Origin of the sequence: Streptomyces liangshanensis (assembly GCF_011694815.1) — a bacterium.
Lineage (GTDB): Bacteria > Actinomycetota > Actinomycetes > Streptomycetales > Streptomycetaceae > Streptomyces > Streptomyces liangshanensis.
In genome coordinates this window covers 3,080,366-3,098,580 of record NZ_CP050177.1, presented here as the reverse complement: position 1 = coordinate 3,098,580, position 18,215 = coordinate 3,080,366, and the positions used below count along the sequence as shown (strand labels likewise).

At 74.1% G+C, this 18,215-nt stretch carries 13 protein-coding genes and 1 pseudogene; 13 read left to right on the top strand and 1 reads right to left on the bottom strand.

Translation table 11 applies throughout. From position 1 onward, the window contains the following. Positions 1–12 precede the first annotated feature (12 nt). The 7 genes from HA039_RS13205 to HA039_RS13175 all read left to right on the top strand — a co-directional run bounded on the left by HA039_RS13205 (position 13) and on the right by HA039_RS13175 (position 12,673). A complete protein-coding gene (locus tag HA039_RS13205) occupies positions 13–381 on the top strand; it encodes a holo-ACP synthase (RefSeq protein ID WP_167028526.1) in 369 nt (122 codons plus the stop codon). A 127-nt stretch (positions 382–508) separates the two neighbouring features. Beyond that, positions 509–1,990 (top strand): NAD(P)H-hydrate dehydratase, encoded by a 1,482-nt coding sequence (locus HA039_RS13200; protein WP_167028523.1) that lies wholly within the window; start codon positions 509–511, stop codon positions 1,988–1,990. Between the two features lie 1,619 nt (positions 1,991–3,609). Continuing rightward, positions 3,610–4,980 carry an alanine racemase gene (alr, locus tag HA039_RS13195; protein WP_167028520.1) on the top strand — a complete coding sequence of 457 codons (1,371 nt, stop codon included), beginning with the start codon at positions 3,610–3,612 and terminating at the stop codon, positions 4,978–4,980. Further along, on the top strand, positions 4,977–6,290 hold the full coding sequence (locus HA039_RS13190; RefSeq protein WP_167028517.1) for an alpha/beta fold hydrolase: 1,314 nt from the start codon (positions 4,977–4,979) through the stop codon (positions 6,288–6,290). Before alr ends, HA039_RS13190 begins: the two co-directional genes overlap by 4 nt. Further along, the gene (gene tsaE / locus HA039_RS13185) at positions 6,262–6,864 is read left to right on the top strand and encodes a tRNA (adenosine(37)-N6)-threonylcarbamoyltransferase complex ATPase subunit type 1 TsaE (RefSeq protein WP_425086413.1); all 603 of its coding nucleotides are present in this window, start codon (positions 6,262–6,264) and stop codon (positions 6,862–6,864) included. The genes HA039_RS13190 and tsaE overlap by 29 nt, the downstream gene beginning before the upstream one ends. A 264-nt stretch (positions 6,865–7,128) precedes the next feature. Next, the gene (locus HA039_RS13180) at positions 7,129–12,078 is read left to right on the top strand and encodes a HEAT repeat domain-containing protein (protein WP_167021938.1); all 4,950 of its coding nucleotides are present in this window, start codon (positions 7,129–7,131) and stop codon (positions 12,076–12,078) included. A gap of 430 nt (positions 12,079–12,508) precedes the next feature. Further along, positions 12,509–12,673, top strand: a complete 165-nt coding sequence (locus HA039_RS13175; RefSeq protein WP_167021936.1) for a hypothetical protein — start codon at positions 12,509–12,511, stop codon at positions 12,671–12,673. Positions 12,674–12,683: 10 nt separating this feature from the next. Here the strand turns inward: HA039_RS13175 and HA039_RS13170 are convergent, their stop codons facing one another. Continuing rightward, positions 12,684–13,235, bottom strand: coding sequence for a hypothetical protein (locus HA039_RS13170; protein ID WP_167028511.1), 552 nt, complete (start codon positions 13,233–13,235; stop codon positions 12,684–12,686). Positions 13,236–13,338: 103 nt separating this feature from the next. On the opposite strand from HA039_RS13170, the gene tsaB reads away from it, so the two are divergent. The 6 genes and pseudogenes from tsaB (at position 13,339) to HA039_RS13140 (ending at position 18,108) form a co-directional block, all read left to right on the top strand. After that, a complete protein-coding gene (gene tsaB / locus HA039_RS13165) occupies positions 13,339–13,998 on the top strand; it encodes a tRNA (adenosine(37)-N6)-threonylcarbamoyltransferase complex dimerization subunit type 1 TsaB (protein ID WP_167028508.1) in 660 nt (219 codons plus the stop codon). Between the two features lie 122 nt (positions 13,999–14,120). Then, positions 14,121–14,603 (top strand): ribosomal protein S18-alanine N-acetyltransferase, encoded by a 483-nt coding sequence (gene rimI, locus HA039_RS13160; RefSeq protein WP_167036721.1) that lies wholly within the window; start codon positions 14,121–14,123, stop codon positions 14,601–14,603. After that, positions 14,596–15,732 carry a tRNA (adenosine(37)-N6)-threonylcarbamoyltransferase complex transferase subunit TsaD gene (gene tsaD / locus HA039_RS13155; protein ID WP_167028505.1) on the top strand — a complete coding sequence of 379 codons (1,137 nt, stop codon included), beginning with the start codon at positions 14,596–14,598 and terminating at the stop codon, positions 15,730–15,732. The genes rimI and tsaD overlap by 8 nt, the downstream gene beginning before the upstream one ends. Next, positions 15,732–15,986 (top strand): annotated as a pseudogene (locus tag HA039_RS13150) (hypothetical protein); the annotation flags it as partial. The gene tsaD and the pseudogene HA039_RS13150, both read left to right, overlap by 1 nt. 180 nt (positions 15,987–16,166) lie before the next feature. After that, positions 16,167–17,606: an FAD-binding oxidoreductase gene (locus HA039_RS13145; protein WP_167028502.1), complete on the top strand. Its 1,440-nt coding sequence runs from the start codon at positions 16,167–16,169 to the stop codon at positions 17,604–17,606. A 145-nt stretch (positions 17,607–17,751) separates the two neighbouring features. Beyond that, positions 17,752–18,108, top strand: coding sequence for a YciI family protein (locus HA039_RS13140; RefSeq protein ID WP_167028499.1), 357 nt, complete (start codon positions 17,752–17,754; stop codon positions 18,106–18,108). Positions 18,109–18,215: the final 107 nt, after the last annotated feature.

Below are 18,215 nucleotides of genomic sequence, written 5' to 3'. Positions count from 1 at the left end.
AGTGGGTTCAGGGTGATCATCGGGGTGGGGATCGACGTCGCGGAGATCGAACGGTTCGGGGAGTCGCTGCTGCGCACCCCCCAGCTGGCCGAACGGCTCTTCTCGGAGCGGGAGTTGCTGCTGCCGAGCGGTGAGCGGCGCGGTACGGCGTCCCTCGCGGCGCGCTTCGCCGCGAAGGAGGCGGTGGCGAAGGCGCTGGGCGCGCCCGGGGGGCTGCGCTGGCGGGACGCGGAGGTGTACGTCGAGGAGAGCGGGCAGCCGAGGCTGCGCGTCCTCGGGACGGTGGCGGCCCGGGCGGCGGAGCTGGGGGTACGGAACTGGCACGTGTCGCTCAGCCATGACGCGGGGGTGGCTTCGGCGGTGGTGATCGCGGAGGGGTGAGGAGGGCGGGGGTGAGAGGGCGGGGGTTGAGTGTCGGGGGTTGGGCGTTGGGTGTTGCGTCGGTTGGTCGGCGGCCGATCGACCGACCGACCGGCCGAGTGGGGCGTGTGGACGGAGAGATGGGCGTATGCGGACTGCTTACAGCGTGGAGACGGTACGGAACGCCGAGCGCGAGCTCATGGCCCGGCTGCCGGAGGGCGCGCTGATGCAACGCGCGGCCGCCGGCCTCGCGGCGGCCTGCGCGGACCTCCTGGGCGGCGGGTCGGGCGCGGGGCGGGTGTCGGCGGTGGGGCGGGTGTACGGGTCCAAGGTCGTCGTCCTCGCCGGGAGCGGCGCCAACGGCGGCGACGCGCTGTACGCGGGGGCGCGGCTGGCGGCCCGGGGGGCGCGGGTGTGGGCGGTGCCGCTCGCGGCGGACCGTACCCACGAAGGCGGTCTGGCCGCCCTGTTGGGTGCCGGGGGGCGGGTCGCGGACGACCCGTTCGAGGTGCTGGCGGTGGCCGACCTGGTGCTGGACGGCATTACCGGTATCGGCGGGCGGGGCGGGCTGCGCCCCGACGCGGTGCCGGTGGCGCGGGCGGCGCGCGGGGGCCGGGGGGTGATCGTCGCCGTCGACCTGCCGAGCGGGGTGGAGGCGGACAGCGGTGAGGTGGCGGGGGAGGCGTTGCGGGCGGACGCGACGGTGACCTTCGGCGCGTACAAGCCGGGTCTGCTGATCGACCCGGCGCGCGAGTACGCGGGGGCGCTGCGGCTGGTGGACATCGGCCTGGGCCCGTACCTGCCGTCCGTACCGGAACTGGAGGCGCTCCAGCACGAGGACGTGGCGCGGCTGTTGCCGGCGCCGACGGGCGAGAGCGACAAGTACCGGCGGGGGGTGGTCGGCATCGTCGCCGGGTCGGCGAGGTACCCGGGCGCGGCGGTGCTGGCGGTGGCGGGCGCGCTGCGGGGCGGTGCGGGGGCGGTCCGGTACGTGGGTCCCGGCGGCGACGCGGTGATCGCCCATTACCCGGAGACGCTGGTGCACGAGGGGCCGCCGTCGAAGGCCGGCCGGGTGCAGGCCTGGGCGGTGGGGCCGGGGCTGGGCGACGGGCCTGGCGTGGCGGACGCGCTGGCCTCGGACGTCCCGGTCCTGGTCGACGCGGACGGCCTGCGGCTGCTGGACCCGGCGACGGTACGGGCGCGTACCGCGCCGACCCTGCTCACTCCGCACGCGGGGGAGGCGGCGGCGCTGCTGGGGGTGGACCGCGCGGAGGTCGAGTCGGGCCGGCTGGCGGCGGTACGGGAGCTGGCGGCACGGTACGGGGCGACGGTGCTGCTCAAGGGCTCGACGACGCTGGTCGCGTCGCCGGACCAGGGGGTGCCGGTACGGGTGAACCCGACGGGCACGCCCTGGCTGGCCACGGCGGGCAGCGGCGACGTGCTGTCGGGCCTGGCGGGCTCCCTGCTGGCATCGGGCCTGGACCCCCGCGACGCGGCCTCGGCCGCCGCCTACCTCCACGGCCTGGCCGGCCGCCTGGCCTCCCACGGCGCCCCGGTGACAGCCCACGAGGTGGCGGAGGCGGTACGGGGGGCTTGGCGGGATGTGGTGGGGGTGCGGGCGGGGGCGTAGTCGGGTGCGGGTTCAGACTGACCCGGTCGGGGTCACGGTTCTTGTGTTGTGTGACGTGGGGGCCGCCCCTTGCTGTTGAGTGTCGCGGTTTCGGGTCGGGCGTCAAGGGCGCTCCTTCGTCGCGTCGGCAAGCCGATGACCTTCGGTCACCCTTGACTCCCGCCCCGAAACCGCAAGTGAAGGCGAGGGGGGGCGGCCCGGGGGAGGGGTCCCCCGGGACGGCAGGGGAGTTGCTGGGGCCTGTTTCCGGTCTGCGGCTCCGGCCGGGGTTTGCGCACCACTTGAATGGGGCGGTGGCGACTCGGCTCAGCGGCTAGCCGGCCGTCCGCTGGCGGGCGTACAAGCACCGTGTCTGAGATCCGTAGATGAGCTGCGGGGTGAGGAGAGGAACATCCGATCCGGCGACCAGGACACCCCATCTCCCCAGGCTTGGGAGTCCCCTGCGGACCATGCCTCCCCGGCCTTGTGTCCTGTGTTCCGTTGACCGGTACCCAGGACACACAACCCGCCAGATAAGGGCCGGGGGAGGGCCGGACTGCGCCTGCGGGCAGCCTCACTCACCCCACCAACCCCACCCGCCTCCCGGTGTGGGTGTGATGTCCGCATGCGGGCCGGTGGACGGCAACCGACGGCTGAGACCGCCCCACCACCCACCCCAGCCAGGCCACATGCCCTCCGGACACACAACCCGCCGAATGGGGCTGGGGAAGGGCCGGATGGGGTCTGCGGGCTGCCGCATCCACCCCATCAGCCTCCCGGCGGGGGTGTGATGTCTGCGCGCGGGCCGGGGCGAGCCGACAGCCGAGGCCAGCCCACCACTACGCCCCACCTGGGCTTATGTCTAATGGGCCCGGCCTCGGGGGTCCCTGAGGTCGGTCTTGTGTCCTGTGTTCGACTTAACCGCACTCAGGGCACAAGGCCCGCCGGATAGGGCGGGGACTACGGCCCACCTCTCCTGCCGCACCCGCCCCACCAACCTCCGGGCGCGGGTGTGGTGTCCGCATGCGGCTGGGTGGGTGGCGGCCGATCGTCAAGGCCACCCCACCACCCACCCCAGCCCGACCATTTGCACCATTCGCCCTGACTCGGGAGCCCTCCGGCGGCCCTTCCTTCCCGGTCTTGTGTGCTGTGTTCGGTTGGTGCGTATCCAGGGCACATCACCGGCCGGAAGGGGGAAGACTGCCCGCCCCTCCCCTTCCACCCACCCAGCTCAGACACGGTGCTTGTACGCCCGCCAACGGACGGCCTTTCAGCCGCTGAGCCGAGTCGCACAGCCCCATTCAAGTGGTGCGCAATCCCCAACCGGAGCCGCAGACCGCGACGAAAGCCCGGCAACAAACAGGCCCCTCGGGGACCCCTCCCCCGGGCCGCCCCCCCTCGCCTTCACTTGCGGTTTCGGGGCGGGGGTCAAGGGTGGAGCGAAGCGCAATCGGCTTGCCGACGCGACGAAGGAGCGCCCTTGACGCCCGCCCCGAAACCGCGACACTCAACAGCAAGGGGCGGCCCCCACGTCACACAGAACAAGAACCGTGACCCCGACTACGTCTCCGTCTGAACCCGCACCCGACCACCCCCACGCCACCCCCACCCCGGCCCCCAGCTCTGAGAGACTGGTCCTGATGACCGGAAACATTCAGGCGCCCCAGGACCAGCCCCAGGACCAGCCGCGGGATCGGCCCCAGCCCCAAGACCAGCCCCCGCCCCCTCGGGCTCGTGCCGAGATCGATCTCGGCGCCCTGCGTGGCAACGTGCGGGTGCTTCGGGACCGGGCCGAGTCCGGTGCTGCCCTGATGGCCGTCGTGAAGTCCGACGCGTACGGGCACGGGATGGTGCCCGTCGCCCGCGCCGCCCTCGAAGCCGGCGCTGGCTGGCTCGGGACCGCCACGCCGCAGGAAGCCCTCGCCCTGCGGGCCGCGGGCATCCGCAGTCGTGTCCTGTGCTGGCTCTGGACCCCCGGCGACCCCTGGCGCGCCGGGATCGAAGCCGACCTCGACATGGGCGTCAGCGGCATGTGGGCCCTCCGGGAGGTGGCCGCCGCCGCCCGGGAGGCCGGGCGGCCCGCCCGTATCCAGCTCAAGGCCGACACCGGCCTCGGCCGTAACGGCTGCCAGCCCGCCGACTGGCCCGCCCTGGTCGCCGCCGCCCTCGCCGCCCAGGAGGCCGGCGAGGTTGTCGTCACCGGCCTGTGGTCCCACTTCGCCTGCGCCGACGAGCCCGGTCATCCCTCCGTCGGCGCACAGCTCGACCTCTTCCACGAGATGCTCGCGTACGCCGAGAAGGAAGGCGTCGAGCCCGAGGTACGGCACATCGCCAACTCCCCGGCCACCCTCACCGTCCCCGAGTCGCACTTCGATCTCGTCCGGACCGGCATCGCCATGTACGGCATCTCACCCAGCCCCGCCCTCGGTACCCCCCAGGACTTCGGGCTGCGGCCCGTCATGACCCTCTCCGCCTCCGTCGCCCTGGTCAAACAGGTCCCCGAGGGGCACGGCGTCAGTTACGGCCACCACTACGTCACCCCGCAGCGCACCAACCTCGGCCTGGTGCCCCTCGGGTACGCCGACGGCATTCCCCGGCACGCCTCGGGCCGCGGGCCCGTGCTCGTCGGGGATGCGCGGGCGGCCGGTGCGAGCGGCACCCCCTGGCGGCGGGTCGCCGGCCGGGTCGCCATGGACCAGTTCGTGGTCGACCTCGGCGACGACGTCGTCGAGCCCGGCACCCCCGCCGTCCTCTTCGGCCCCGGCGACCGCGGTGAGCCGACGGCCGAGGACTGGGCCGAGGCGGCCGGGACCATCGCGTACGAGATCGTCACCCGCATCGGCGCGCGCGTTCCCCGCGTCTACGTCGGGGGGACGGATGCCGACGCGGCCGATCCGGCCGGTCAGGCCGCGCGACGCGATCCGCCCCGCCCCACGCCGCACGCTGCCGCCCAATCCCCCGCCTCCCCTCCCCTCCCCGCCCCACCCAGCACCCCAAGGAGCGCACGGTGACCGAGAGCAGCGCGGCCGGCGACGTGGCGCAGGAAGTGGCCGCCCTCACCTCGGCCGCCGCCGGGAACTGGCGCCGGGCCGGGGTCGCCGGGGCCGCGATAGGTGTCATCGCCGCCGGCGCCGCCGCCGGTGTCGCGATCGAGCGCCTCACCGTCGGCCGGGGCATGCGCAAGAAGGCGCGGCTCGCCCTCGACTCGTCGGGGCCGTACGGCGGACTGCGCGGCACCCCGGGCACCGCCCTCGCCGACGACGGTACGGAGCTGTACTACGAGACCGACGAGGTCGAGCCCGAGGAGAGCGCCAAGCCGGCCAAGGGAGCCAAGGGCGGCAAGGCCGCCAAGGCGGCCACCTCCGCCGCCGCGCCCCGGCGGCGCCGGCTCTTCGGGCGGCGTACGCCCGCGCCCGTCACGGTCGTCTTCAGCCACGGTTACTGCCTCAACCAGGACTCCTGGCACTTCCAGCGCGCCGCGCTGCGCGGACTCGTCCGTACGGTGCACTGGGACCAGCGCAGCCACGGGCGGTCCGCGCGCGGCGCGTCCCAGCGGGGTCCCGGCGCCGTCGCGGTCACCATCGACCAGCTCGGGCGTGACCTCAAGGCCGTCATCGACGCGGCGGCCCCCGAAGGGCCGCTCGTCCTCGTCGGGCACTCCATGGGGGGCATGACGATCATGGCCCTGGCCGACCAGTACCCCGAGCTCATAAGGGAGCGGGTGGTCGGTGTCGCCTTCGTCGGGACGTCCAGCGGCAAGCTCGGCGAGGTCAACTACGGCCTCCCGCTCGCGGGCGTGAACGCCGTCCGCCGGATCCTGCCCGGCGTGCTCAAGGCGCTCGGTTCGCAGGCCGACCTGGTGGAGCGGGGGCGGCGGGCCACCGCCGACCTGTTCGCCGGGCTGATCAAGCGGTACTCGTTCAGCTCGAAGGACGTGGACCCCGCCGTCGTACGGTTCGCCGAGCGGCTCATCGAGGGCACGCCGATCGACGTGGTCGCCGAGTTCTACCCGGCCTTCACCGACCACGACAAGACGGCCGCGCTGGGGGTCTTCCTGGACGTCCCGGCGCTGATCCTGGCCGGGGTGAGCGACCTGGTGACCCCCAGCTCGCACAGCGAGGCCATCGCCGACCTGCTGCCGGACGCGGAGCTGGTGCTCGTACCGGACGCCGGGCACCTGGTGATGCTGGAGCACCCGGAGGCCGTCACGGACCGGCTCGCCGACCTGCTGGCCCGCGTCGGCGCGGTGCCGACGGAGACTAACGTGGACACCTATGGAACGACCGCACAGCCTGGAACGACCGCACAGCCCGGCAGCTGAGCCCACCGTGACGCCTGAGCATGCCGTGACGCCCGATCCCGCCGTGACGCCCGATGCCGTGGCTTCGGGCGGGCCCGGGGCCGCCTCCCTCGTGCTCACCGTCGACTCTCCCGAGCGCATGCGCGAGCTGGGGCTCGGTCTCGCCGCCCTGGTGCGTCCCGGCGACCTCGTGATGCTCACCGGCGAGCTGGGCGCGGGCAAGACGACCCTGACGCGCGGCCTCGGCGAGGGGCTCGGGGTGCGGGGGGCCGTGACCTCACCGACGTTCGTGATCGCCCGTGTGCACCCGTCCCTGGTGGACGGACCGCCCCTGGTCCACGTCGACGCGTACCGGCTCGGCGGAGGCCTGGACGAGATGGAGGATCTCGACCTGGACGTCTCGCTGCCCGACTCGGTGGTGGTCGTGGAGTGGGGCGAGGGCAAGGTCGAGGAGCTGTCGGACGACCGGCTCCATGTTGTCATCGACCGCGTGGTCGGCGACACGGACGACGACCGCCGCCAGGTCACGGTGACGGGCGTGGGCGAGCGGTGGGCGGGGGCCGATCTGGGGTCGTTGGTCCACCGGGGCCGCTGACGACCGGGGTCCACGGGGGACGTTGACGAGCGGGGTCCACCGGGGCCGCTGACGAGGCCCTTCGGCCGGCGGCCCGGCGGCGGCCCGGCGGCGGCCCGGCGGCCCGGCCGCCCGTTCACCGACCGCTCGTAGCGTGCGAATTCCGCTGGTCGGGTGCGGTACGGCCCCGCTAGCATCCCGACGATGACGCCGCCCACCGGGACACCCACGGAGGGGCCCGCGCTTCCCGGGCCCGCGCCTGCCTCCCCCGCCCCCGTCGCATCCGTGTCTGCCTCCGACGAGGTGGTCCTCGACGCCCTTCGTCGCGCCGACGTGGGTCGGCTGGCCGCCCGGCTCGACGCGCGGGCCTGCCCGCCGTACACCTTTCGCCGGCTCGTCGGGCACGACGACGCGCGGGTGCGCTACCTCGGGCTGGTCCTGCTCACCGAGCGGGTCGTGGCCGACGGAAGCAGCGACGAACTCGCCCTGCTGCTCCCCGAGTCGGTCGCGGGGCTCCCGGAGCGGTCGCCGGAGGAGATGCTTGCCCTGGCCGGGCTGTACGCGCGCCTCGGGCCGTACCTCCGAGGCCGGCGGCGGCCCTCGTGGCGGGCGGCCGACCATCTGTCGGTACGGGTACGGATCGCCTGGCTCCGCGCCGAACTCGTCAACGAGCCAGGGGTGATCCGGTACGCGCCCGGCGAACTCCTCCGCCACGCCCTCCGCGACGTGACCGCCACCGACGCGCACCGGCCCGCCGACCTCGTGGCCGAACTGGCCCGCAACGAGGACCCGTTGCTACGGGCGGCCGCTCTGCGGCTGGCCAGGGAAGCGCTGCACGCCGGCCTGCTCGCACCCGCGACGGTCCGTGGCCATGTCCTCAGCCTGGCGGGCGGCGGCGACGGCGATGGCAGTGAAGTGGGGGATGGCGACGGAGCCGGCCGGGACAGGGGCGCGGTGGTGGTCGGCGCGCTGCGCGAACTGGCGGAGCCGTGGGCGGTGTTGGACCCGGTGCCGGTGGTACGGCTCACGCCCCACCTCACCGCCGAGGCCGTCGCGGCCCGGCCCGGGGCCGCCGAGGCCGCGCTCACGGTGGCCGCCCGGCACGGACACGCGGGCCTGTTGCGCCAGGTGGCCGGCGATCCCGATCTGCCGCCCGGTCCGCGGCGGCGGGCGATGGAGTCGCTCGGCGACCTCGCCGGGCGGGACGACATCGGTGAACTGACCGCCCTCGCCGCCCGGGACCCGCTGCTCCTCGGCGGCCCGCTGGTGGCCTGCCTGAGCGGGCTGCACCGCAGGGGTCACTTCCCGGCCGCCACGGACGTCCCGGCCGTCATCGGCCTGGCGCTCGCCGACCACTCGATCGACGCGGGGGAGGTCGCGACGATCCTGTTCACGGCCCGGCAGGAGATGCTCCGGGTGGTGACCGGAGTCGGAGTCGGAGTCGGAGTCGGGGTCGGGATTGGCGTTGGCGTCGGGGCCGGGGTGGGGGTGGGCGTCGGTGATCCTAGTTGGCCGCGGCGGCTGGACCTCCTGGTCGCGCTCGCCGCGCAGGGGGCGGGGGATCCGGGGCGGTCGGTCGGGGAGGCGGTCACGCGGCTGCTTCCCTCGGTGGTCGCGTCCGTGTCCGCCTCCGCCTCTGCCTCCGTGTCCGCGCCGTTCCTCGATGCGATCCGCGCCCTGCGGTACACCCCGGCCGAGGACGCCGTGATCGCGCTGCTGCCCGTGGCGCCGGCGGCCGTACTGCGGGCGCTGGAGGCCATCGGCGGCGAGCGGACGGTGGCGGCCCTGCGCGAAGGGCTGGGGCTGGGCGGCGGGTCCGGGGGCGCGGGACCCGGCGGCGAGGAGAAGGCGGCGGGAGCGGGCGCCGCGGACGGGAAGGCGGGGACGATCGCGCCGTACCTGCGCTCCGTACGGGACCACGCGCTGGAGCTGCTGTGGCACCTCAACGACGACCCCACCCTGCGCGCCGCGCTGCTCGCCCGTCTCGATCCCGTCGATCTGCCCGCGCGTATCGCGGCCGATCTGGGCCGTCCCGACCCTGCCGAACTGGCCCTCCTGAGCTCGCACTTGGACCCGGGCGAGCCCAGGGCCGCGCTGCGCAGGCTGGCCCGGCACGGTGGCGCGGGCACGCTGCCGATCGTCTCCGATCTCCTGTTCCGTGTGGTCGCCGAACTGGCGGAGGCGGCGGAGTCCGGGGAGCCGGTGGCCGCGGAGTCGGCCGCGGCCGCGAGCGGTGCGTACCTCTGGGAGCGGCTCGCCGGAGCCACCCCGGGATCGACGCTGGGGCAACTCGTCGTACCCCAGGACGTCGTGGACGCGCTGCACGCCCTGGGCGGCCGTCTGCACGGGCGGCGGAAGATCAGGCCGGTCTGCCTGCTCGACGCGGCGGACGCGGACGAGGCCGGTCACGCGCTGGTCGCCACCTTGACCCTGGACCTGCTCGACCGGCCCGGGGTGACGCCGGGCGAGCAGGTGATCCTCCTCGAACTGCTGCTCCGCGCCCCGTACTCGGGCACCCGGGCGCGGGTGCACCGGCTGCTGCGGCACGGCGACCGGCACGTACGCAAGCAGGTGATCGCGCTGTTCGCGCGGGATGTGGTGGCGAGGGGGGAGGGGGACGGCCGAGAGGTCGGCGGGCGGGACGCGCGGGCGTTGTCCGCTTCCCTGATCGCGCTGACTGCGGCTCCCGACATCCAGACCGTCCGGCAGGCGCTCCTCGCGCTGGGTCACGCACGCGCCCACTGGGCGGCCGGCGCGGTGGCCGCGTGCCTGGACCGCCCGAACATGAACGTCAAGAAGACCGCCGCGCGGGTGCTGGTCCGCGCGGGCGCCCCGGCGGCGGTCCCGAAACTGCTGTTCTGGCTGGGGCGGCACGACAACCCCGGGTTGCGCGACGCGCTGGTGGAGGCGCTGCGCGCGATCCTCGGCGAGGCGTACGGGGCGACGGTGGTCGCCGCCGCGGAACGGGAGACGGACGACCGCGCGCGGGGGTTGCTGCTGGCGGGGGTCGACGGCGTCCTGACGGCGCGGGCGCTGCCGGCGCTGGTGGGACGGAGGTCGCCGGTGGCGGGGATGTTGCTCGCGATGGTGAGGTCCGGTGGGGTGCGGCTTGTGTCCGGGGTGGGGGTGGGGGTGAGTTTCGCGGGGGTGTGGGCCGAACACGGTTTGGATGCGCCGGCCGTGGTCCCGGTGCCTGAACGGGACCTGGATGTCGCGGAGTTGGTGGCGGGTGGCTGGGACGAGGTGGTTGCGCGGCGCTTGGTCGGGCGGGCCGAACTCCCCTCCGTGGACGACCTGTTGGCGCTGCGTCCCCTGCTGGCGGACTGGTTGCGCCTGGCCGCCGCCGCGCCGGGCGTCCGGAGGCGGCGGATCCTGACGCTGGTGTCGAGGGCGTGCCCGGCGCCGTGGACTGCTGGTGAACTGGAGCTGTGGGCAAGGTCGTTGGACGTGCTCCTCGCCGGTCTCGGAGAGCGGGAGTACGAGGACCGGGGCGCGCTCCTCGCGGTGCTCGACGCGGTGGCGCCGAGGCTGTCCGCCGTACAGAAGCTCGTCGCCGCCGAGACCGTACGGGCGCTGCCGACCCTGCCGGGAGCGTCCTCGCTCGCCCTGCTGCGCCGCCTCGGGGCAGTGCTGGTCCGCGCCGATGTCGACCGGGCGCTGGTGGCGGCGGGGCGGGGGGCGGATCCCTGGCGGGCGGAGAGCGAGGTGCTGCGGGAGGCGTTCGGGGGACGGGATGCCTTGCCGGTGGCTGAGGGGGCGGTGGCTGAGGCGGATGCGCTGGAGCGGGCGGTGTGGCGGGCGGGGGTTGGTGTCGCGGTCCGGTCGCTTGGCGCGTTGGAGGAGTTCCGCGAGTGGGTCGGCTTGGAGGTGGGGGTGGAGGCCGGGGAACTGCTGGATGCGCTCATCGAGGCCTTTCCCTTGGCGGTTCGTGAGGTCAGGCCCGTGCTTCTCGACTGGATGACGGTGTTGCGGCCGCTGGACGTATCGGACTGGGGCGTTGCGGGGGCTGGGGTGTCCGGGTCCGCGCGGGTGCGGGTGGTGCGGGCCGATGACTTGGACCAGCCTCGTTCGGCCGCGTTGTGGGAACGGCTCTCGGGGATGCTGGAGTCCGACGATCCGGAGCGTCGCGCCGCCGCAGCGGGGGCGCTGGGGCGGTGGGGGGAGCCGGACGCGGTCGGGGCGGTGTCGGCGGCCTTCCTGCGGGGGCGCGTGGAGCTGCCGGTGGGTGGGGAGGCGGCTGGTGGGCTGCTGTCTCCGGGCGAGTCTGTTCTCCGGGCCGAGGGTGTGTTGCACGACCGGGCCGCTCGTCTCTGCGCCCGGCTCGATCCGCCGGATCTCGTACCCCTGGTTCCGCTACTGCTGGACTGGTGGGAACAGGATCCGCCCGCCGTGCGGGGTGCGGTGGAGCAGGCGCTTCGGCGGGTGCCGGTCGACGACCTGGCGGAGGCTTTGCGTCCGCGGCTCGACGGGCGGGCGTGGGGGTTCCTGGTCCTGCTGGAGGGGCGGGGGCCGCTTCGTACGCCGGCGTTGGAGGCGACGTGTGGGCTGCTGCGGGCCGAGGGGCGTGGGGACCTCGCCGACCGGCTTGAGGCTTCGTTCGTGGAGGGGCCGCTGCGGGGGTCGGACGCGGGGGAGCGGGATGCGGAGGCTCTGGCTTCGCTGGTGGCGGGGAGGGGGGACGCTCCGTGGGTGGAGGGGGGTGGGTCGGGGGAGTCGGGGGAGTCGGCTGAGCTGGCCGAGTTGGTTGAACTGGTGCGGGTGGGGGCGTCGGTGGAGCGGGTGCGGAGGGGGCTTTCTCGGTTGACCGAGGTGGGTGCGGGGGGTTTGGGGGGTTTCGGGGGTGCGGGGGTCGAGGAGGTGCTGGCCGGGTTGCTGACCCATCCGCGTCCTGGAGTTCGCCTGCACGCGCACCGGGCTTCGCGGGTGTTGCTGGACCGGCCGACGTATCTGCGGCTCACGGAGCGGTTGCTGGGGGATCCCCAGCCGGATGTGGTGCGGATGGCGATACGGGTGCTCGCGTTCGCGGGGTGGGGGCCGGCGGCGGGGGCGTTGGTGGGGCTGCTGGAGCACGGGGATTCCGCGGTGCGGGGGGAGGCGGTGGCTGGGTTGGAGCGGCTGGGGGTGGGGGCTGTGCGGGCGTTGAGGTATGCGGTGGGGCGGGCGCGGCCGGATCGGCGGGGGCGTTACGAGGACGCGCTCGCGGTGGTGGTGTCCTCAATCGCCGGACGGGCTTGATGGTGCCCGCTGCGGGCCGGTGACCGTGTGCGGGTTGTCGCCGGGGGTCGGTCAGGGGTCGTGTCCTGCACTGCATGTTTTACGTCGCGCGCGACCAGTTGTTTGCGTTAACGCCCGTCACGCGACACAAAACACGCTCTACGTTCCGGACACGACCCCTGCCCGCCCCCCTTCCAGGCGCGCGCCCAAACCAAGCCCGTCCGGCGTTTGAGGACATCGGTGACCGCAACGGTCACGCCCGACCGCAACCCTCTCCAGCCCGTCCGGTGATTGAGGACGTTGTTGGGGTGCGCTCGCGTGTTGGGGGGACACGTTCCGACGAAGTGTCGGGAAAATGTTGCGCGGGTTGGGGCGGGCGTGGTCACATGGTATCCAGAGGTGGTTAGGTCTACCTAACTAACGCTTGCCCCCGCAGCCACAGGAGGCATCCATGCCCCACCCGTCCCCCTCAGACGTGTCCATGCGCGATCTGCTCGCGTCCTGCGTGGCCGCCGCCGCCGTGTCCACCCCGCCCAAGTGGCCCGCCCTCGTGGAGGCGCGGCCCCGGCCCGCCGTCCAGGCGCCGGCGCGGGCCACCGACGCCCGCGCGGCGTAGGCGACGCGGGTCAGGGGACGACGACCACCGTCGAGTTGATCGTCGCGAACGTCCACAGCGCCGCCCCGTCCGCCCGCTTCATCCGTACCCCACCGGTCTTCAGCTGCGGATTCGGCGTCGGCAGCGACCCGTCCACCGCCGCGCTGAAGCCGACCGTCACGCCCTCGGCCTTGGCGAAGCGGATGACGTGTTCGACCAGTACCCCGTCCGAGCCCTGGACCTGGGCGGACCGGGAGCTCACGGTGTACGTGCCCGGTGCCGGGTTCAGCGTGCTGGGGACGACCGGGAACGTCCGCGTCGCGCGGTCGGTCTTGTCGACCAGCCAGACCCGGCGCTCCTTGAGGCCGTACACGACCCGCTCGCCCGTGCCCGACGCCACCGGCACCGTCAGCGGGTCCTTCTTCGGCGCGGCGGACCCCGACGCGGTCGGGGAGACGCTCGGGGTGCCGTTCTTGCCCAGGGTGTCCGGCACGCTCGCCGAGGCCTGGTAGGCGAGGAAGGCGACGCCGGCGATGGCCGCCGCGGTGAGCCCGGCCACGATTCCCGAGCTGCTCCTGGACACCCTGTTCCACCTCTCGTACGTATGACTCCGTGGTGACGTTAGCAGCAGCGGAATGACGGGACTGGCCGCCGTGCCCCGCCGCCGGGAGCCGTAGGCTGTTTGCGTGCTTCTGCTCGCCGTTGATACCGCCACGCCCGCCGTCACCGTCGCCCTTCACGACGGCTCCTCCGTCCTCGCCGCGGAGAGCCAGGTGGACGCGCGCCGGCACGGGGAACTGCTGCTGCCCGCCGTCGACCGGGTCCTCTCCGAGGCGGGAGTGGGGCTCGGGGCCGTCACGGACGTGGTCGTCGGGGTGGGGCCGGGGCCCTACACGGGGCTGCGGGTCGGGCTGGCCACGGCGCTGAGCTTCGGTTCCGCGCTGGGGGTGCCGGTGCACGGGCTGTGCACGCTGGACGGCCTCGCGTACGCCTCCGGTCTTGAGGAGCCCTTTGTCGTGGCCACGGACGCCCGGCGCAAGGAGGTCTACTGGGCGCGGTACGCGGATGTCCGTACCCGGCTCGGTGACCCCGCCGTCGACCGGCCCGCCGACCTCGCCGAGCGGGTCGCGGGGCTGCCGGTGGTCGGTGCGGGGGCGTTCCTCTACCCGGCCTCGTTCCCGGACGCCCGGGCCCCCGAGCACCAGTCGGCCGCCGCGCTCGCCGGGCTGGCGGCGGAGCTGCTGGCCGCCGGGCGGGGCGAGGACTTCCTGCCGCCGCTGCCCCTCTACCTCCGCAGGCCCGACGCCGAGGTGCCCAAGAACTACAAGGTGGTCACCCCGAAGTGACCAGGGCCGAGGAGGAGAGGGGCGCGGTGGACGCGGCGGGCGCCGCCGAAGAGGGCGTGGACGCGGCGGGCGCCGCCGGGGACGGGGAGGCCCAGGAGGCCGGGGCCGCCGTGCTGCGCGAGATGCGCTGGTGGGACATCGAGCCCGTCCTCGCGCTCGAACACGACCTGTTCCCCGAGGACGCCTGGTCACCCGGCATGTTCTGGTCCGAGCTGGCCCACGCGCGCGGCCCCGGCGCCACCCGCCGCTACGTCGTCGCCGAGGCCGGCGGCCGTATCGTCGGGTACGCGGGCCTCGCCGCCGCCGGCGGCCTCGGGGACGTACAGACCATCGCCGCCGCCCGCGACCAGTGGGGCACGGGCCTGGGCTCGCGCCTGCTGACCGACCTCCTCCAGCACGCCAGCGCCGCCGAGTGCGAAGAGGTGCTGCTCGAAGTGCGGGTCGACAACATACGGGCGCAGAAGCTGTACGAACGGTTCGGCTTCGAGCCCATCGGCTTCCGCCGCGGCTACTACCAGCCCGGCAACGTCGACGCGCTCGTGATGCGCCTGCCGATGCAGGGGCTCCACATACAAGACGTCCAAGGAACTGGGATCAATGGCTGACGAACCTCTCGTCCTCGGTATCGAGACCTCCTGCGACGAGACGGGCGTCGGCATCGTGCGCGGTACGACGCTGCTCGCCGACACCGTCGCGTCGAGCGTCGACGAGCACGCGCGTTTCGGCGGCGTGGTGCCGGAGATCGCCTCCCGCGCACACCTGGAGGCGATGGTGCCGACCATCGAGCGCGCCCTCAAGGAGGCGGGCGTCAGCGCCCGCGACCTCGACGGGATCGCGGTGACGTCGGGCCCCGGCCTCGCGGGGGCGCTGCTGGTGGGGGTCTCGGCGGCGAAGGCGTACGCGTACGCGCTGGGCAAGCCGCTGTACGGCGTGAACCACCTGGCCTCCCACATCTGTGTCGACCAGCTGGAGCACGGCCCGCTGCCCGAGCCGACGATGGCGCTGCTGGTGAGCGGCGGTCACTCGTCGCTGCTGCTGGCCCCGGACATCACCTCCGACGTGCGGCCGATGGGCGCCACCATCGACGACGCCGCGGGCGAGGCCTTCGACAAGATCGCGCGGGTGCTGCACCTGGGCTTCCCGGGCGGTCCGGTGATCGACCGGCTGGCCAGGGAGGGCGACCCGGCCGCGATCGCCTTCCCGCGCGGGCTGACCGGGCCGCGGGACGCGCCGTACGACTTCTCGTTCTCCGGCCTGAAGACGTCCGTGGCGCGCTGGATCGAGGCGAAGCGCAACGCGGGGGAGGACGTGCCCGTACGGGATGTGGCGGCCTCGTTCCAGGAGGCGGTCGTGGACGTGCTGACGCGCAAGGCGGTCCGCGCGTGCAAGGACCAGGGGGTCGACCACCTGATGATCGGCGGCGGGGTCGCGGCGAACTCGCGGCTGCGCGCGCTCGCGGCCGAGCGCTGCGAGCGGGCGGGCATCCGGCTGCGGGTGCCGCGCCCGGGGCTGTGCACGGACAACGGCGCGATGGTCGCCGCGCTGGGCGCGGAGATGGTGGCGCGGAACCGGCCGGCCTCGGACTGGGACCTGTCGGCGGACTCGTCGCTGCCGGTGACGGAGCCGCATGTGCCAGGGCGCGGTCACGCGCACTCACACGACCACGCGCACTCACACGACCACGCGCACTCCCACGACCACGTCCACGAGCTGGCGAAGGACAACCTCTACTGATGACGGTCGCGCTCATGTGGGAGGCCAAGGCCGCCGAGGGCCGGGGCGCGGAGCTGCTGGAGTGGGCCCGCGCGCGAGCGGGCGCGCTGCCGTACGAGCCGCTCCGCCGCGAGCTGCTGCGCGCCCCCGGGGGCCGGGTCCTGGTGCTCACCTGGTGGGCGGGCCCGTACGACGCCGACGTACCCGAACTGCCCGATCCCCCGGCCGAGTTGACCGCCAGGCCGGTGCACCGCTGGCGCTTCGAGTCGCTCGGCGCGGACGGCGGGGAGGGGGAGGGCGGCGAGGACGCCTTCCGTGCGCCGGGCCGTACGGAAAGCCCTACGGAAAGCCGTACGGAAAAAGGGGCGCATCCGAACAAATAGGGACAGGATGGGATGAGGGGGGTATTCGCGCGCGCCGAGTCGCGCGTATCGCATCCCGAAAGGCACGTCCGTATGACCTCGGCATCGAACCCCCTCTCCGGGCCCCGGCCCTTCTCGCCCCGCGACATCCGCGCCCTGACCGTCGACGTCGCGGGCCCCGTTTTCCTCCCCGGCGACAACGGCTACACGGAGGAGGCCACCGGCTTCAACCGCGCGGTCACCCACCGTCCCGCCGTGATCGTCGGCGCCGCGGACGCGGCGGACGTCATGAGCGCGGTGAGCTTCGCCGGGCGGTACGGGCGTCCTGTCGCCGTCCTCTCCACCGGCCACGGCCCCTCGGGCGACGTCCCCGAGGACGCCGTCCTGATCACCACCCGCCGGATGACGGGGCTGTCCATCGACGCGGGCGAGCGCACCGTCCGGGTCGAGGCCGGGGTGAACTGGCGGCAGGTCGTCGAGGAGGCCGCCGGCCACGGCCTGGCCCCGCTCGTCGGGTCCGCCGCGGACGTCGGCGTCGTCGGGTACACGCTCGGCGGCGGGCTCAGCGTCACGATGGGCCGGGCCTTCGGGTGGGCGGCGGACCACGTCCAGTGGATCGACGTGGTGACGGCGGACGGCGAGCTGCGCCACGCCTCACGCGACTCCGAGGACGACCTGTTCTGGGCGCTGCGCGGCGGCAAGAGCAACTTCGGGGTGGTCACCGCGATGGAGTTCTCCCTCTTCCCGGTGACCCAGCTGTACGCGGGGGCGCTGTACTTCTCCGGTGACGACGCCCGGGAGGTGCTGCACGCCTACGAGCGGTTCACCACGACGGCGCCGGAGGAGGTGACCTCGTCGGTCGCGCTGCTGCGGCTGCCCGACCTCCCCACGCTGCCCGACTTCATGCGGGGGCGGCTGACCGTGGCCGTACGGTTCTCCTGGCTCGGGTCGGAGGCCGACGGCGAGGGGCTGATCGCGCCGCTGCGGGCGGCGGCGCCGGTCCTGCTGGACTCCGTGGAGCTCCGGCCGTACACGGAGTTCGACGCCATCAGCGCGGATCCCCCGGAGGGGATCGGGGCGGTCGAGCACTTCGCGGTGCTGGACGAGGTGTCGCCGGACACGATCGACGCGCTCCTCGACGTGGCGGGTCCCGAGGCCGACAGCCGGGTCAACGTGGTCGACCTGCGCCAGCTCGGCGGCGCGCTGAGCCGCTACTCGGGGGCGCCGAACGTGGTGGGGACGCGCGACGCGGCCTTCGCCGTCTTCGCCTTCGTGTTCGTGCCGCCCGGCGAGGACCGCGAGGAGTACCGGACGGTCGGCGACGAGGTGATGGAGCGGCTGGAGCCGTGGCTGACCGTACGGAAGCACACCAACTTCCTGGGGGCGAACGACGCGACGACGGAGCGGGTACGGCTGGCCTTCGACGCGCCGACGTACGAGCGCCTCCAGGAGATCAAGGCGGCCCGCGACCCGGCGAACATGTTCCGGCTGAACCACAACATCCCGCCCGCGAGCGCGGGGGCGGGGTCGTAGCGGGCGCGGCCCTTCGCCGGCGGGGCTCCGGCGTTCTCGATTTCTTCCCCGGCCCGTGTCGATTCCGGTGCCGGCCGTTCGACGTACAGGTGAGAGGCGGGACAGGCCCGCCTCGGCACCGCCGCACCAGGCACGAGGAGTCACCATGCCGCGCTTTCTGATGATGGTCCGTATCGACGAGAACAACGCCCCCGCCGGGGGCCCCAGCGACGCCCTGATGCGGCGCATGGGCGAGCTGATCGAGGAGATGTCCAAGGCCGACGTCCTCGTGGACACGGCGGGGCTGCTGCCGACCGCGCAGGGGGTACGGGTCCGGCAGAGCGGCGGGCGGATCACGGTCACCGACGGCCCGTTCACCGAGGCGAAGGAGGTGGTCGGCGGGTACGCGATCATCCAGGCCGCCGACCGGGACGAGGCGGTGGCGTGGGCGCGGCGCTTCGTGGAGGTCCACGAGGCGGAGTGGGAGATCGCGAGCGAGGTCCGCGAGATCGTGCAGGGGTAGATCTGATCCGACGTACAAGATCAACTGACCACCCGTGGCGTGGAGCCTCTACGATGGTTGCTGAGGGATGCCAGTGACAACGCGGGCAAAGCCGCTGGTCAGGGGCC

What these genes read in the sequence shown, in the direction of transcription:
- HA039_RS13145 (WP_167028502.1), top strand. Translation starts at nt 16,167, where the DNA reads ATGACCTCGGCATCGAACCCCCTCTCCGGGCCCCGGCCCTTCTCGCCC.
- tsaD (WP_167028505.1), top strand. Translation starts at nt 14,596, where the DNA reads ATGGCTGACGAACCTCTCGTCCTCGGTATCGAGACCTCCTGCGACGAG.
- HA039_RS13200 (WP_167028523.1), top strand. Translation starts at nt 509, where the DNA reads ATGCGGACTGCTTACAGCGTGGAGACGGTACGGAACGCCGAGCGCGAG.
- HA039_RS13140 (WP_167028499.1), top strand. Translation starts at nt 17,752, where the DNA reads ATGCCGCGCTTTCTGATGATGGTCCGTATCGACGAGAACAACGCCCCC.
- HA039_RS13175 (WP_167021936.1), top strand. Translation starts at nt 12,509, where the DNA reads ATGCCCCACCCGTCCCCCTCAGACGTGTCCATGCGCGATCTGCTCGCG.
- rimI (WP_167036721.1), top strand. Translation starts at nt 14,121, where the DNA reads ATGCGCTGGTGGGACATCGAGCCCGTCCTCGCGCTCGAACACGACCTG.
- alr (WP_167028520.1), top strand. Translation starts at nt 3,610, where the DNA reads ATGACCGGAAACATTCAGGCGCCCCAGGACCAGCCCCAGGACCAGCCG.